Raw genomic sequence first — 15,714 nt, forward strand, 5'->3', positions numbered from 1 at the left:
CCGGATCGCACCCCAATTCATCCGCAACGAAATTCCGTTATTCACCGGTAAATCAGAAAGAAATCATCAGACAATTATTATAAAGAAGATGGTTTTTGTTTTATCAGTAAAACCGGTTTCAAATCCCCCGCATAACGCATTGAATAAATGCCCTCCCGGCAGCTTATTGATCGGGATCAAGAATGCCCGAGCGACAAGGATTTCATCACTCGAAAAGCGAATATCAGGGTTTTCGAAGGGTAAAGAATCATCGCGAATACCCGTTAAAGCCGGCACGAGCCCGTATCTGGTCGAACTAATAAATTCCATTTGCCAACCACACGCACGGGGGCCCAAACGTGAAAATCGCCAGAATGAGCATCAAAACGAAACTCCTCGGCGGCTTCGGCCTGCTCGCCGCGGTCGTCGTGATCGTGTCGGGCATGGCTCTCAAGGCACTGTCCGACACGAACGCCGAGTTTTCACGCTACATGAACGGCATCAACGCACGGGCGAACCTGTCCGCGCACATCCGCACCGCGGTCGACCGGCGCGCGATCGCCGCGCGCAACCTCGTGCTCGTCACCCGGCCGGCCGACGTCGAGGCCGAGCTGGCCGAGGTGAACCGCGCGCACAAGGACGTGCAGGACCATCTCGCGAAGCTCAAGGAGCTCATGGCGTACGCGACCGACACCTCCGATCGCGCACGCGAACTGGTGGCCGACATCGTGCGCATCGAAACCCGCTACGGGCCCGTTGCACTGCGCATCGTCGGGCTCGTGCAGGCCGGCAAGAAGGACGAGGCAACCGCCGATATCGACGACAATTGCCGCCCGTTGCTCGCGCAACTGGTGCGGGCGACCGACGCCTATGCGACTTATACGCACGAACGCGAAACCGAGATCGCGCAGGCCTTCGCGGATCGCTACACGGTCGAGCGCAACCTGCTGGCCGGCATCTGCCTGATCGCCGTCGCGATCGCGGCCTGCGGCGGCCTGTGGCTGACCCGCAAGATCACGGTGCCGATCAGCGCGGCCGTGGACGTCGCGCGCACGGTGGCGAACGGCGATCTCGGCAGCCGCATCGAGGTGCGCGGCAACGACGAAACGCGCGACCTGCTCGACGCGCTGCGGACGATGAACGAACGGCTGATCGGCATCGTCGGCCGCGTACGCGACTCGTCGAACAGCATCGCGCACGCGGTCAGCGAGATTGCGTCGGGCAACCTCGACCTGAGCCAGCGCACCGAGGAACAGGCTGCGTCGCTGCAGGAAACCGCGGCGACGATGGAGGAGTTCACGTCGACGGTACGCCTGAACGCGGAAAACGCGCAACAGGCAAGCACGCTCGCCGCGAATGCGTCGGACGTCGCGCACCGCGGCAGCTCGGTGGTCGGCCGCGTGGTCGACACGATGACGGAGATCGGCCACAGCTCGTCGAAGATCGCCGACATCACGGGCATCATCGAAGGCATCGCGTTCCAGACCAACATCCTCGCGCTCAACGCGGCGGTCGAAGCCGCGCGCGCGGGCGAACAGGGCCGCGGCTTCGCGGTCGTCGCGAGCGAGGTGCGCAATCTCGCGCAGCGCTCGTCGACGGCGGCCAAGGAAATCAAGGAACTGATCACCGCGTCGGTACAGACGATCCGCGACGGCTCGGCGCTCGCGGGCGAAGCCGGCAAGACGATGTCCGACGTCACGCAGGCCGTGGCGCGCGTGACGGACATCATGGGCGAGATCGCGGCCGCGTCGGCCGAGCAGAGCCGCGGCATCGACCAGGTGAACCTGACGATCACGCAGATGGACGAGACGACGCAGCAGAACGCGGCGCTCGTCGAGCAGGCGGCGGCCGCGTCGAAGTCGCTCGAGGCGCAGGGCCGCGAGTTGTCCGAAACGGTCGCCGCGTTCCGAATGCCGTCCGGCGCACATCGCGCGTCGCCCGGCGCGCATGCGCAGGAAGCCGGCCCGCGTCACTGGCAGCCGGCTGCCGCGTAACGGCGGTCGCGAACGAGACGGCGATGCGCACGCTGTTTCGCTTGTGCGCGTGCGCCGCGCTGGCGCGCACCGGACGATGCGCGGCCACGCGTGGCACGCGATGCGGCAGCGCGTCGTCGTCACCCGATAACGCGTCCGGAAGTACGCATGCATGGCGACACACATCGCCACTGCGTGCGACGCGTTTCCGGCACGCGCGCGTGTAGGCCGACACGCCGCGCAGCACAGCCGCATTCCGCATCGAAGGTCAGTGCCGCCGATTCGCGTGCCGTCATGCGCGCACATGGATCGCCGACAAAATCGCCCGCCATGCGCGCCACGCGCCGCCTGGCCTTGCACACATTGCGTCCGCAGCCGTGCGCAAGTTTCGGTCCCGCTCCCGCATCGCGCGTTGCCGCGCCGTCGTCACCGATACCGCGCGACAGGGGGGTCCACCTCGTCCGTCGACACAGACTTTTAAAACGCACGAATGACGAGTATCCTAAAAAAAGCACTTCTCGACCGGACGGCGAATCGCATGCCCTGACTCCCGTCCGATCGCCATGCGGCCCCATCGTATCGCGCAGCGCGCGCCGATGGCGGCGTCTGCCTCTCGCGCCTTGGCCGCACGAACCTTCCCCCAACAATCGTCAGGAGAGCTGGTGAGCCGACTCGTCGTCGTATCCAATCGCATCGCAGATCCCCGTAAAGCCGCGGCCGGCGGCCTCGCCGTCGCCGTGAAGGACAGCCTGCAGGAAACCGGCGGCGTCTGGTTCGGCTGGAGCGGCAGGCTACGCGGCGGCGACGATCAGGCCGCGCGTGGCGACGACGTGCAGATCCAGAACGTCGGCGGCATCCAGCTCGCGACGATCGATCTCGATCCGCAGGATTACGACGCTTACTACCTCGGCTACTCGAACAACGTGCTGTGGCCGGTGTTTCACTATCGGCTCGACCTCGCGCAGTTCGATCGACGCTTCGCCGACGGTTACCGGCGCGTGAACCAGCTGTTCGCGCGCAAGCTGAGCACGCTGCTGCGGCCCGACGACGTCATCTGGGTGCACGACTACCAGCTGATTCCGCTCGCCGCCGAGCTGCGCGCGATGGGGTGCACGAATCCGATCGGCTTCTTCCTGCACATCCCGATGCCGCCGCCGCCGATCATGGCCGCGATCCCGGAACACGAATGGCTGATGCGCTCGCTGTTCGCGTATGACCTCGTCGGCTTCCAGACCGAATCGGATCTGCTGCACTTCGAGCATTACGTCGAGGCGGAAGCCGGCGCGGCGCGGTTGCCGGACGGCCGGCTGCGCGCGTTCGGCCGCACGCTGTCGGCCGGCGCGTTCCCGATCGGCATCAACGTCGACGAGTTCGAGTCGCTCGCGCGCGATCGCGACGGCCTCGACATGTTCGAGCGGATGCGCGATGAATATTCGCGCCGCCAGTTGCTGGTCGGCGTCGACCGGCTCGATTACACGAAAGGGCTGCCGCAGCGCGTGCATGCGTTCCGCCAGCTGCTCGAACAGTATCCGGAGAACCGCGACCGCGCGACGCTGATCCAGATCGCCGCGCCGAGCCGCGAGGATCTCGGCGCGTACGACGACCTGCGGCGCGAGATGGACAGCCTGTGCGGCGCGATCAACGGCGACTACGGCGAGCTCGAATGGATGCCGATGCGCTACATCCACCGCACCGTCGCGCGCAAGCGCCTGCCGGGCCTCTACCGCGCAAGCCGGGTCGCGCTCGTCACGCCGCTGCGGGACGGGATGAACCTCGTCGCGAAAGAGTTCCTCGCCGCGCAGGACGCGGCCGACCCGGGCGTGCTCGTGCTGTCGCGTTTCGCGGGCGCGGCCGAGCAACTGAAGTCGGCGCTGCTCGTCAATCCGTACGACACGCAGGGCACCGCGCAGGCGATCCAGCGCGCGCTCACGATGCCGCTCGAAGAGCGCCGCCAGCGTCACGCGGCGCTAATGGCGATCATGCGCAAGACCGACGTGCACTGGTGGCGCACGCGCTTTCTCGAAGCGCTCACCGAAGCGGCCGAAGTGGCGGCCGCGGCCGAATCCTGACGCGCTGACGCGCGCTCACGCGCCGGTCGTCGCGCATTCGAGCACGACGCCGTTTGCATCGCACGCGTCGACCGAAATCGGGATGCGCGCGCGTCGCGGCCGCGAGGCCGGCCCAGGTCCGGCCGACCGACCGGCGCACGGCCATCGCGCCCACGCGCACCCTGCCCGCTTCGTTCCGCACCATATCGACATCGACATGCGCGGTGTCCGGCTGCGGATCGACGTGCCGCCGCTCCAGCGCAAACTCCACCGGGCGGCTTCAGCGATCGGGTTCGTGCGGCCGGCCGTACGCGACGAAATCGCGCTCGACCGCCGACGCCTGCTCCGTTTCGATCGCGCCGCCGCGCGCGCCGGCATCGTCACCGGGCGACGCCGACGTGGCCGACGACGGTTCGATGCGCCCGTCGATCAGCGCCTGCAGCGCGTCGCGTTCGAGCACCTCGCATTGCAGCAGCCGTCGCGCGATGCGTTCGAGCGCGTCGCGCCGTTCGCCGAGCGTCGCCGCGACGCGCACATGCGCATCGGTCAGCAGCGTGCGCACCTCGTCGTCGATCATGCGCGCGGTATGCTCGCTGCAGCGTCCGTCGGCGCCATGCCATGCGCCCGGCATGCCCTGGCGCGCGTCGCCGTCGTCGAACGTCGCGAGCCCGATCTTCTCGCTCATTCCGTATTGCATGACCATGTGGCGCGCCATCGCGGTCGCGCGTTCGAGGTCGTTCTGCGCGCCGGTCGACACATCGCCGAACACGAGTTCTTCCGCCACGCGCCCGCCGAGCAGCGCATCGATCCGGTCGAGCAACTCGCTGCGCCGCAGGACGTAGCGATCCTCGGTCGGCACCTGCTGCGTGTAGCCGAGTGCGGCGACGCCGCGCGGAATGATCGACACCTTCTTCACCGGGTCGCAATGCGCGCGGCTTTCCGCGACGAGCGCGTGGCCGGCTTCGTGATATGCGATCGTCAGCTTCTCCTGCTCGTTCATCACGCGGCTCTTGCGCTCGAGGCCCGTCAGCGCGCGGTCGATCGCTTCGTCGAAATCGGCCATGCCGATCGCCGGCTTGCCAAGTTCGGCCGCATGCAGCGCGGCCTCGTTGACGACGTTCGCGAGATCGGCGCCGACGAAGCCCGGCGTGCGCGACGCAAGCTCGCCGAGATCGACGTCGGCCGCGAGCTTCACGCGCTTCACGTGCACGCCGAGGATCTGGCGGCGGCCGTTCACGTCGGGCCGGTCGATCGCGATGTGGCGATCGAAACGGCCCGGCCGCAGCAGCGCGGGATCGAGGATCTCGGGCCGGTTGGTCGCGGCCATGATGATCACGCCGGAGCCGGCCTGGAAGCCGTCCATCTCGACCAGCAATTGATTGAGCGTCTGTTCGCGCTCGTCGTTGCCCGACATCGGGCCGACGCCGCGCACCTTGCCGAGCGCATCGAGCTCGTCGACGAACACGATGCACGGCGCCTTCTGCTGCGCCTGCTCGAACAGGTCGCGCACGCGCGCGGCGCCCACGCCGACGAACATCTCGACGAACGCCGAGCCGCTGATCGAGAAGAACGGCACGGCCGCCTCGCCGGCCACCGCGCGCGCGAGCAGTGTCTTGCCGGTGCCGGGCGCGCCGACGACGAGCACGCCTTTCGGGATCTTGCCGCCGAGCCGCTGGTAGCGATCGGGGTTGCGCAGGAACGCGACGAGCTGCTGCAGTTCGGCCTTCGCTTCGTCGATGCCGGCGATGTCGTCGAACGTGATGCCGGTTTCCTGCTGCACGTACACGCGCGCCCGGCTCTTGCCCATCCCGGTGAAGTCCTGCAGCCCGCCGCGCTTGCGCAGCATCATGTTCCACACGAACACGAGCAGCATGAGCGGCAGCAGCCACGATGCGAGCGACGCGATCCAGCCGGTGTCGGGCGTGCCGTGATAGCGGATGCCGGCGGCGGTCAGCGTGTCGATCAGGTGTTCGTCGGTCACGCGGCTGGTCGTGAAGCGCCACGGCGTGCCGGCCTGCTGCACGACCGCGGCGTCGGACGCGGGCAGCAGCGTGCCGGCCTGCGGCATCTTCAGCGTGCCCGAGATCGACGCGGGGCCGACCTCGAGATCGTCGACCAGCCGCGCGGCGACGAGCCGGTGGAAATCGCTGTATGCGATCGGTGTCGACGTCGGATGCAGCATCAGCAACTGCGCGGCGAACAGCACGAAGAAGCCCGCCGCGATCAGCAATCCCGGGTAGTCGAATTTCCTGTCCATGGCATCGGGCCGGCCGTATCTGCTGCACGGCGTGCGCTCACGCCGGCACGCGCGCGCAACCGGTACGCGGCCGCGGCAGCCATGCGAAAACGCCATGCATCCACGTCATCGTCGCCTCGCTGTCTCGCGTCGTTCGTCGCATCGATGCCGCCTCGGCAACCCGTGGGCCGGCGTCGCCGGGCGATCCTCGCCCGGGCGGCGCGCCGCGACGCGCCGCCCCTGATTCCAGTCTAGTTCGCGCGTGGACGTCGCGCAGCGCTCGCGGCGCAAGCGTCGAATCGTCCGACAAACGGCTTTCATCCGCCCCCTTGCCGCGCTATAGTCGCGTTCATGACATTTTTGTGACAGTCGCATCGTGCCGCCGCGCGCGATGCCGGCCGTTGCATCCCGCGCCGCATTCGCCGCAGCCCGCGCGGCCGCCGGGCGCGCATCGAACGACCCGCCCACCCGCCCACCCGAGGAGCCCACGACGTGAACGACACCCCCGATCGCCCCGACGACCTTCCCGCCGATCCCGACCGCCGCCGCTTACTCGGCGGCCTCGCCGCGCTCGGCGCCGGTGTCGCGCTCGCCGGCTGCGAAACCACCGCGGGCAACGCGCCGCGTTCGGCCGCCGACCTGCGCATCGACGAGGCGTTGCGCCAGCGCGTGCGCCACATCGTCGTGATCTATGCGGAAAACCGCAGCTTCGCGAACCTGTACGGCGATTTCCCGGGTGTCCGTTATCCGCTGAGCGAAGTGCGGCCCGAGCATGCGCAGCAGCTCGACCGCGACGGCAAGACGCCGCTGCCGGTGCTGCCGAAGATCTGGGGCGGGCTCGTGCCGCAGGCGCAGGAAGTGGACGGCAAGCGCTACGCGATCGCCGAGCGCGACATCGACAAGCTGCCGAACGCGCCGTTCCGGATTACCGATGCGCAGGGCAAGCCGCTGCCGAACGGCGTGATCACGCGCGACCTGTGGCACCGCTTCTACCAGAACCAGATGCAGATCGCCGGCGGCCGCAACAACCAGTTCGCCGCGTGGGCCGATTCGGGCGGCCTCGTGATGGGCCATTACCGCAATTCGGCCGACACGCTGCGGCTGTGGAATCTCGCACGGCAATACACGCTGTGCGACAACTTCTTCATGGCCGCCTTCGGCGGTTCGTGGATGAACCACATGTTCCTGATTTCCGCGCAGCCGCCGCGGTATCCGGACGCGCACAAGCATCCGCATGCGGCGAAGCTGCTGTCGAAGGTCGAAGGCGACGATCCGGCCGGCACGCGCCTGAAGCTCGCCGACGATTCGCCCGCGTCCGCGCTCGACGGCCCGCCGAAATTCGCGGTCGACGGCCCGCTCACGCCGGACGGCTACGGCGTGAACACGATGGCCCCGCCGTACCAGCCGAGCTACGTGCCGCCGCCCGATCCGGGCAATGCCGCGTATGCGGACCCGGCCGACCATCGCGTGATGCCGCCGCAGGGCTACGCGACGATCGGCGATCGCCTGTCGGAAAAGAACATCGACTGGGCGTGGTACAGCGGCGCGTGGCAGTACGCGCTCGAGCATCGCGACACGGGCACGGTGCCCGATTTCCAGTACCACCACCAGCCGTTCAACTACTTCGTGAACTACGCGCCGGGCACCGAAGCGCGCCGCAAGCATCTGCGCGACGCGGGGCTCGGCGACGAGCCGTCGACCAACCACTTCATCGCCGACATCGACGCGGGCCGCCTGCCGGCCGTCACGTTCTACAAACCGCAGGGCAACCTGAACATGCACGCGGGCTATGCGGACATCGAATCGGGCGACCGTCACATCGCGACCGTGATCGACCATATCCGGCGCGGCCCGCAATGGGAGAACACCGTGATCGTGATGACGCACGACGAAAACGGCGGCTGGTGGGATCACGTCGCGCCGCCGGTCGGCGACCGCTGGGGCCCCGGCTCGCGGATTCCGGCGCTCGTGATCTCGCCGTTCGCGAAAAAGGGCTTCGTCGATCACACGCTGTACGACACGAACTCGATCCTGCGCTTCATCAGCCGCGTGCACGGGCTCGCGCCGCTCGACGGCGTGGTCCTGCGCGACAACGCGTTCGCCGCGCGCGGCGCGACGCCGCCGGGCGACCTGACGAACGCACTCGAGCTCGGCTGACCGCCAGCCGGTCGCCGCAAACGACGACGCCCCGGGCCATCCGATGAATGGTCCGGGGCGTCGTTCGTTTCAGGCCCGGCGGCGCTACGCGGCGCTGCGCACTGCGTCGCGCACGGCCTGCGCCGCATGACGGCCGGCCTGCCGGCCGAAGAACGTCGCGTCGGCCAATGACAGCCCCGAACTGTATCCGGCGCCCCAGCGCGGCAGCCCGCACGTCGTGCGACCGGCTGCGTAGAGCCCCGGCACCGGCGTACGCGTCGCATCGAGCACCTGGCCGGTGGGCAGCGTATCGAGCCCACCGAGCGTGAAGTGCGGATAGAACGCGTAGTCGATCCGGCAATCGAGCGCGACGAACGGCGGCTCGATCAGCGGCTGCAGCCACTGCTTCGCCTTGTGGAACAGCGGATCGACGCCGTCGGCCGCATGGCGGTTGTAGACGTCGACGGTCGCCGTCAGCGTGCCGGCCGGCATCCGCAGGTCGCGTTCGACCTCCTCCCAGGTTTCGCCGGCCGCCGCGATGCCGATTCGCGCGATGGCGGGCGGCTCCTGGTACGTCGCGTGATCGACGAGCAGGTAGATGCGATCGTCGGCCTGATGGAACGCATGGTGGCCGGTGCGGCCGTGATAGCCGTCCTCGTTGACGAAGCGCTGCCCGCGCGCGTTCACGAAAATGCCCTTGATCAGCGCTTCGGGCGCGTAGAACGGCAGGCTGACGAAGCCCTCGTCCATGTGGATCGCCGCACCGCCCGCGCTCTGGCCAAGCAGGATGCCCGACCCGTCGTCGCCCGGGCTGCCGATCGGCTCGTCCGAGCGCAGGAATTGCGGCGCATGCCGGCGCACCATGTCGCGGTTCATCGCGAAACCGCCCGCGCACAGAATCACCGCACGGCGCGCACGCACGAACACCGTGTCGCCATACGCGCGCAGCACGACGCCGCGTACCGCGCCGCCGTCGTCGACGATCAGCGCCACCGCGCGCGTGTCGTAGCGCGTGGCCACGCCGAGCGCCGCGACACGCTCGGCCAGCACGCGCATCAGCAGTTGCCCGCCGCCCCAGCCCGGCCATTGCGGCGTGTGGCCGCGCGGGCACGGCTTCGCGGCCTCGCTGAACGGCCAGGCTTCCTCGCTGCCCGACCAGATCAGGCAGTCGTCCGTTTCCGGTTCGACGATCCGCTCGGCGATGAACGTGTTCTTGTACGTCACACCCTGCGCGACGAGCCAGTCGTGGTGCGCCAGGCTCTCGTTCGCATAGAGGCGCACCTTCGCGTCGTCCGCGTCGCGGCCGCCCGCGAGCATCAGGTAGCGATACAGGTCCTCGGTGTCGTCGGTGAAGCCGGCCTGCCGCTGCGCGGGCGTGCCGCCGCTGCCGCCGAGGTAGATCTCGCCGCCCGACAGCGCGCTCGTGCCGCCGTAGCTCGACGCGCGCTCGACGATCAGCGTGTCCGCGCCGGCGCTCGCGGCCTCGATCGCGGCACACGCGCCGGCCGCGCCGAAGCCGACGATCACGACGTCGTGGTCGGCGTCCCAGCGGTGCACGTCGCGCAGGTTCAGGGGATGGGTCAGGGAATAGTCGAATGACATGACGAATGGATCGGCGTGGAGGAAATTTGCGGGATGCTGCGGACGCGGCGATGGCCGCCCGCGTGGACGACCTGACGCGAAGCAGCGTGGTCGATACGAAGCCCATGCGCCGCGCGGATGGAACGCCGACGACATGAAACCTGACCGGCTACGCTGCCTGATGCGACACGCCACGTGTCGTATCGCGTGCGCTCGCCGAAAGCGGTCCACGCGCCATCGCGCCGCGATGGCGCCCTTCCTGCGCGGTTCGAGCCCGCACCGGCGTCACATGCCGCGCAGCGCGGCGAAACCGAAGTGCGACGGATCGATCGGCACGCACCCGGTCGGCAACCCGTTCGGATCGACCGAGCGGCATTGCAGGATGCCGGCCGCATACGGCGGCGACGGGACTTCGTCCGCGCCGTATCGCGCCATCGCCATGGCAGCGAACGTGCCCATCGCCAGTACGCACAGCTTGCGAGTCGTCAGTCTCATGATCGTCGTCCCCTCCGGTTGGCCGCTGGTGCGGTTCGTGTCCGGCGTGCCTCGCGTGCCGCACCGGATGACTGCACGGTAGCCAGCGCCAGGCCGGCGGCCATCGTCCGTTTCGACTAGGGGCAAACGCTGAGCGGACCGGGCGCCGCATGTCGCGCCGCAGCATCGATACCGACGGCATCGCATGCCTGCGGGGCAGGCAATCACGTGACACGCCTTGCTCGACCGGTCGCTTCAATCGTCAGACGCATGTCCTGCTTCGTCACCGCATCGCACCATCGACTCGCGCGCGTACGCCGCGCGCCGGCCGTCCCCGGTGTTTTCCCCGACCCCGGCCCTGCTCCGTATGGGTGATGAAGGTCGAACGGTCCAGTGCGAACCTGCGCATCGACGTCGCAATGCCGCCGCGTTCGCATACGCGACGCGACCGACTCTTTCCGTTCTTCCACGGGAGCACTGCATGACCGATTCGCATTCGCGCCACGCGCTGTACGAGCTTGCGTGCCGCTACGCCCAGGCCGTCGACCGGCGCGACTGGCCTCGCCTCACCGCCCTCTTCACCGCCGACGCCACGCTGGCCGGCCCCGGCTTCCGCTTCGACGACCGCGACGCGATCGTCGCCGGCATGCGCGTGATCGAGCGTTACGACGCGACCCAGCATCACGTGCACAACCAGCTCGTCACGCTCGACGGCGGCGAGGCCGATGTCGAGACCTACGGCGTCGCATGCCACGTGTACGTGCGCGACGGCGTGAAGCGCAAGCTCGACTGGGGGCTGCGCTATCGCGACCGCTGCGTGTTCGACGGCGGCACGTGGCGCTTCGCCGCGCGCACGCTGCACGTCGACTGGTCGCAGGATCTGCCGCTGGAAGGCTGAACGATGCGGGACGTCGACGGTGACTCACTCGCGGCAGTCAGCGGGTATCGCGACCCGAACGGCTTCTAGACCCACTGCCATGCGTCGCGGGCAACGGCTTCGATTTCCGAGCAGCGGCCAGACACACCTGCCGCTTCATCCGTTCATTTCACGCGGCGCCCTTGCGCCGCCACCGGAGACACCATGAAGAGCCTGATCGTCGGCGGCACGGGCCTCATCGGCGGCCACGCCGCGTTGCATCTGCACGCGCAAGGCAATCACGTGACGCTCGCCGCACGCAAGCCGGCCGCGGCCGGCAGCGCGCTCGCGCAGTTCGACGTGCTGCAACGCGACTACGTGGCCGGCAATTTCACGCGCGACGATCTCGCGCCGTTCGACGCGGTCGTGTTCGCGGCCGGCAACGACATCCGCCATCTGCCGCCCGGCACCGACGAAGCCGCGCACTGGGAACGCGCGAACGTCGATGCGGTGCCGCGTTTCTTCGCACTCGCACGCGATGCGGGCGTGAAGCGCGCGGTGCTGGTCGGCAGCTTCTACCCGCAGGTCGCGCCGGCGCTCGTCGACACCGTGCCGTACGTCCGCTCGCGCCATCTCGCCGACGAACGCGTGCGCGCGCTCGCGACGCCGTCGTTCGCGGTGTGCAGCGTCAATGCGCCGTTCGTCGTCGGGTCGGTGCCGGGGTTGCGCAACGAGATGTTCGCCGCGTACACGGGGTATGCGAAGGGCCAGTTGGCGGGACTGCCGGTGTACGGGCCGGCCGGCGGCAGCAACTTCATCTCGACGCAATCGCTGTCGGAAGCGATCTGGGGCGCGCTGCAGCGTGGCGAGGCCGGCAAGGCCTATCTCGTCGGCGACGAGAACCTGAGCTTCGCCGACTACTTCGCCGCGTTCTTCCGCGCGGCCGGCAACCCGCGCGACGTGCCGTCGCTCGACCAGGAGCATCCGCTGCTGCCCGACATCGCGATCTACACGGGGCGTGGCAACATCGTGTCGTACGAGCCCGATCCGGCGGATATCGCACTGCTGCGCTACCGGCGCGGCGACGTACAGCGCGCGGTCGACGAAGTCGTCGCGCATTGCAGCGCGCGGTGAGCGAACGGGTCAAGCACGGCGTGGATACGAAAACGTCCCGCCGCCGGCAACAAACACCGGCGGCGGGACGTCAGGGTCGATAACGATGCGTACCGCGTCAGCCGCCGATACGCTGCTCGATCTTCTTCATCGTGTCGGTCATTTCAGCCGGCAAGCGCAGCTTCAGCGTCTCGAACAGCGCCGCATGCAGCTTCAGCTCCTCGCGCCATTCGTCGGCGTTCATCGACGTCACCGCATCGAACTGATCGCGCGTGAAATCGAGGCCGTCCCAGTGCAGGTCTTCATACGCAGGCGACACGCCGAACGCATGCTCGCCGCCACCGCCGGTGCCTTCGAGACGATCGAGCATCCACTTCAGCACGCGCATGTTCTCGCCGAAGCCCGGCCACACGAACTTGCCGTTCGCATCCTTGCGGAACCAGTTCACGCAATAGATCTTCGGCAGCTTCGCGCCGGCGGCTTCGAGCTGCTTGCCGAGTTTGAGCCAGTGCGCGAAATAATCGCTGACGTTGTAGCCGCAGAACGGCAGCATCGCGAACGGATCGCGGCGCACGATGCCCTGCTGGCCGACGGCTGCCGCGGTCGTCTCGGAACCCATCGTCGCGGCCATGTACACGCCTTCGACCCAGTCGCGCGCCTCGGTGACGAGCGGTACCGTCGTCGAGCGGCGGCCACCGAAGATGAATGCGTCGATCGGTACGCCGGCCGGGTTTTCCCAGTCGTCGTCGATCGACGGGCACTGCGCGGCCGGCGCCGTGAAGCGCGAGTTCGGGTGCGCGGCCTTGCGGCCGGTTTCCTTGGCTATGTCGGGCGTCCACGGATTGCCCTGCCAGTCGGTCAGCTTCGCGGGCGGCGTGTCGGTCAGCCCTTCCCACCATACGTCGCCGTCTTCCGTCAGCGCGACGTTCGTGAAAATCACGTTTTCCTTGAGCGTGGCGATCGCGTTCGGATTGGTCTTCACGCCCGTGCCCGGCGCCACGCCGAAGAATCCGGCTTCCGGGTTGATCGCATACAGGCGGCCGTCGCGGCCCGGCTTCAGCCACGCGATGTCGTCGCCGATCGTCGTGACCTTCCAGCCGTCGAAGCCCTGCGGCGGGATCAGCATCGCGAAGTTGGTCTTGCCGCACGCGGACGGGAACGCGGCCGCGACGTGATACTTCTTGCCGGCCGGCGACGTCACGCCGAGGATCAGCATGTGTTCGGCGAGCCAGCCCTGATCGCGGCCCATCGTCGACGCGATGCGCAGTGCGAAGCACTTCTTGCCGAGCAGCGCGTTGCCGCCGTAGCCCGAGCCGAAGCTCCAGATCTCGCGCGTTTCCGGAAAATGCACGATGTACTTGACCGGGTTGCACGGCCACGGCACGTCCTGCTGGCCGGCTTCGAGCGGATGGCCGACGCTGTGCACGCACGGCACGAAATCGCCGTCCTCGCCGAGCACGTCGTACACGTCGCGCCCCATGCGCGTCATGATCCGCATGTTCACCGCGACGTACGGGCTGTCGGACAGTTCGACGCCGACGTGCGCGATCGGCGAACCGAGCGGGCCCATCGAGAACGGCACGACGTACAGCGTGCGGCCGCGCATCGAGCCGCGGAACAACCCGTTGAGCGTCTCGCGCATTTCGGCGGGCTCGATCCAGTTGTTGGTCGGGCCGACGTCGTCGCGCGAGGCCGCGCAGATGAACGTACGATCCTCGACGCGCGCGACGTCCGACGGGTCGGATTGCGCGAGATACGAATTCGGGCGCTTCGCCGGGTTCAGGCGCTTGAGCGTGCCTTGATCGACCATCGCCTGGCACAGCGCATCGTATTCTTCCTGCGAGCCGTCACACCACACGACGCGCTCGGGCTCCGTGAGTGCCGCGATACGCGATACCCAGTCGATCAGCTTGCGATGTTTGACGAAAGCCGGCGGAGCGATCAGCGGGCCGTGTGTCGCTTCGGCCATGGTGTTTTGCGACATGGGGATGTCTCCAGATTATTGGGCGGGGATGGGGGATGCGGGGCGAGCCCGCGAGATGGGGAATGCGTGCGGAGCGCAGGAGGATGCGGCGCGCAGGACGGGACGCGCGAGCGGAGCGCGCGTCGATGCCGCGATGCGTGCGAGAGAAGGTGAAGTCTCGTTAGAGGGTGCGAACGCGAGTTTCGCCATGCAAGCAACCTGCCATACAACTCCATGCCGGCCAGCATACCATCGCCGTTATTGGGCGGGCGTTGCGTTGCAACAAGAAACAACTGTGACGGCGCGCCGGCATGCGCGTTGCAGACAGGTCCTTTTTACAGGCGTGGTCGCGCGGGCTTTGGGGACGAAACGGCCGCGACGGCCGCCCCGCAAGGGTTTCGCACGAGCGGCAATTTCACCCTGCCGCTCGCGCGTACTCGCGACGCAAACGCGCGCCGCGCGAATTCGCGTTTTCGCTACTCAGGCAAACCCTGAATTAGGTTGCGTACACAAACATCCTGTTTGAATGCCCGCCACACGTCCCCGCTCAAAACGGTGCGCCAGGCAATCCGGGGTAATACGCGCCCGCCGCCATCCCGCCGTCGACGGCCAGTTCCGCACCGTTACAGTACGACGCTTCGTCGCTCGCGAGGAACAGCGTCGCGCGTGCGATCTCGTCGGGCAAACCGACGCGCTGCAGCGGCACGTTCGCATAGTGCCGGTTGATTTCCTCGAGCGGCGCGCCGGTCGGGTTCGACATCGCGGTGTTCACGCCGCCCGGGTGGACGGAATTCACGCGCACACCCTGGTGACCGAGCTCGAGCGCGGCGACCTTCGTCAACCCACGCACCCCCCATTTGCTCGACACGTACGCGGCCAGCGCATTCACGCCGCGCAGCCCGTCCACCGACGAGATGTTGACGATCGATCCGCTCTGCTGCGCGATCATGCGCGGCGCGATCGTGCGGATGCCGACGAACGTGCCGACCAGATTGATCGACACCGCCCGCTCGAAATCGCGTTTCGACAGCTCGGTGATGCCGCCGAACGTCAGCACGGCCGCGTTGTTGACGAGCACGTCGATGCGGCCGAACTGCTCGACGGCCGCCTCGGCCACGCGCGCCCAGCTCGCTTCGTCGGCCACGTCGAGCCGCACGAAGCGCGCCGCGTCGCCGAGTTCGCGCGCGAGCGCTTCGCCTTCCGCGTCGAGCACGTCGCCGATCACCACGCGAGCGCCCTCTTCGACGAACAGCCTGCACGTCGCGGCGCCCATGCCGCGCGCGCCGCCCGTGACGATCGCTACCTTGCCTGCCAGTCGACCCATGTCGTCCTCTCTCGATTCCGGTTTGCCGGCA

Annotated in this window: 11 protein-coding genes; 5 read left to right on the forward strand and 6 right to left on the reverse strand. The window is 68.1% G+C overall.

Going from position 1 to position 15,714, the window contains the following annotated elements; translation table 11 throughout:
* Window positions 1–66: 66 nt before the first annotated feature.
* A complete protein-coding gene (locus KU887_RS19395; RefSeq protein WP_143280901.1) occupies window positions 67–309 on the reverse strand; it encodes a hypothetical protein in 243 nt (80 codons plus the stop codon).
* A 44-nt stretch (window positions 310–353) separates the two neighbouring features.
* Between KU887_RS19395 and KU887_RS19400 the strand changes: the two genes are divergently transcribed.
* A complete protein-coding gene (locus tag KU887_RS19400) occupies window positions 354–1,973 on the forward strand; it encodes a methyl-accepting chemotaxis protein (RefSeq protein WP_258257287.1) in 1,620 nt (539 codons plus the stop codon).
* Between the two features lie 641 nt (window positions 1,974–2,614).
* Window positions 2,615–4,021 carry an alpha,alpha-trehalose-phosphate synthase (UDP-forming) gene (gene otsA / locus KU887_RS19405; protein WP_006483013.1) on the forward strand — a complete coding sequence of 469 codons (1,407 nt, stop codon included), beginning with the start codon at window positions 2,615–2,617 and terminating at the stop codon, window positions 4,019–4,021.
* 259 nt (window positions 4,022–4,280) lie between these two features.
* On the opposite strand, the gene ftsH is transcribed toward otsA, so the two are convergent.
* Window positions 4,281–6,257, reverse strand: coding sequence for an ATP-dependent zinc metalloprotease FtsH (ftsH, locus tag KU887_RS19410; RefSeq protein ID WP_125331871.1), 1,977 nt, complete (start codon window positions 6,255–6,257; stop codon window positions 4,281–4,283).
* A 471-nt stretch (window positions 6,258–6,728) separates the two neighbouring features.
* Between ftsH and KU887_RS19415 the strand changes: the two genes are divergently transcribed.
* Window positions 6,729–8,393: an acid phosphatase gene (locus KU887_RS19415; protein WP_006483058.1), complete on the forward strand. Its 1,665-nt coding sequence runs from the start codon at window positions 6,729–6,731 to the stop codon at window positions 8,391–8,393.
* An 84-nt stretch (window positions 8,394–8,477) separates the two neighbouring features.
* Here KU887_RS19415 and KU887_RS19420 read toward each other — a convergent pair whose 3' ends face one another.
* Entirely contained in the window at window positions 8,478–9,974 is a 1,497-nt protein-coding gene (locus KU887_RS19420; protein WP_060211136.1) for an FAD-dependent oxidoreductase, read from the reverse strand.
* A gap of 264 nt (window positions 9,975–10,238) precedes the next feature.
* On the reverse strand, window positions 10,239–10,448 hold the full coding sequence (locus tag KU887_RS19425) for a hypothetical protein (protein WP_006483048.1): 210 nt from the start codon (window positions 10,446–10,448) through the stop codon (window positions 10,239–10,241).
* A gap of 460 nt (window positions 10,449–10,908) precedes the next feature.
* On the opposite strand from KU887_RS19425, the gene KU887_RS19430 reads away from it, so the two are divergent.
* Both KU887_RS19430 and KU887_RS19435 read left to right on the forward strand, forming a co-directional pair.
* Window positions 10,909–11,325, forward strand: coding sequence for a nuclear transport factor 2 family protein (locus KU887_RS19430; protein ID WP_059722764.1), 417 nt, complete (start codon window positions 10,909–10,911; stop codon window positions 11,323–11,325).
* Window positions 11,326–11,508: 183 nt separating this feature from the next.
* Window positions 11,509–12,417 carry an NAD(P)-dependent oxidoreductase gene (locus KU887_RS19435; RefSeq protein WP_258257299.1) on the forward strand — a complete coding sequence of 303 codons (909 nt, stop codon included), beginning with the start codon at window positions 11,509–11,511 and terminating at the stop codon, window positions 12,415–12,417.
* Between the two features lie 97 nt (window positions 12,418–12,514).
* Here the strand turns inward: KU887_RS19435 and KU887_RS19440 are convergent, their stop codons facing one another.
* Together KU887_RS19440 and KU887_RS19445 are read right to left on the reverse strand one after the other, a co-directional pair.
* Entirely contained in the window at window positions 12,515–14,380 is a 1,866-nt protein-coding gene (locus KU887_RS19440; RefSeq protein ID WP_060211138.1) for a phosphoenolpyruvate carboxykinase (GTP), read from the reverse strand.
* 526 nt (window positions 14,381–14,906) lie between these two features.
* The gene (locus KU887_RS19445) at window positions 14,907–15,683 is read right to left on the reverse strand and encodes a glucose 1-dehydrogenase (protein ID WP_034202312.1); all 777 of its coding nucleotides are present in this window, start codon (window positions 15,681–15,683) and stop codon (window positions 14,907–14,909) included.
* Window positions 15,684–15,714 lie beyond the last annotated feature (31 nt).

Source organism: Burkholderia sp. EMB26 (assembly GCF_024730645.1).
GTDB classification, from domain to species: Bacteria; Pseudomonadota; Gammaproteobacteria; order Burkholderiales; family Burkholderiaceae; genus Burkholderia; species Burkholderia cenocepacia.

Coding starts and splice junctions, on each gene's coding strand:
- KU887_RS19395 (WP_143280901.1), bottom strand. CDS start 309: ATGGAATTTATTAGTTCGACCAGATACGGGCTCGTGCCGGCTTTAACG.
- KU887_RS19400 (WP_258257287.1), top strand. CDS start 354: ATGAGCATCAAAACGAAACTCCTCGGCGGCTTCGGCCTGCTCGCCGCG.
- ftsH (WP_125331871.1), bottom strand. CDS start 6,257: ATGGACAGGAAATTCGACTACCCGGGATTGCTGATCGCGGCGGGCTTC.
- KU887_RS19420 (WP_060211136.1), bottom strand. CDS start 9,974: ATGTCATTCGACTATTCCCTGACCCATCCCCTGAACCTGCGCGACGTG.
- KU887_RS19425 (WP_006483048.1), bottom strand. CDS start 10,448: ATGAGACTGACGACTCGCAAGCTGTGCGTACTGGCGATGGGCACGTTC.
- KU887_RS19430 (WP_059722764.1), top strand. CDS start 10,909: ATGACCGATTCGCATTCGCGCCACGCGCTGTACGAGCTTGCGTGCCGC.
- KU887_RS19435 (WP_258257299.1), top strand. CDS start 11,509: ATGAAGAGCCTGATCGTCGGCGGCACGGGCCTCATCGGCGGCCACGCC.
- KU887_RS19440 (WP_060211138.1), bottom strand. CDS start 14,380: ATGTCGCAAAACACCATGGCCGAAGCGACACACGGCCCGCTGATCGCT.
- KU887_RS19445 (WP_034202312.1), bottom strand. CDS start 15,683: ATGGGTCGACTGGCAGGCAAGGTAGCGATCGTCACGGGCGGCGCGCGC.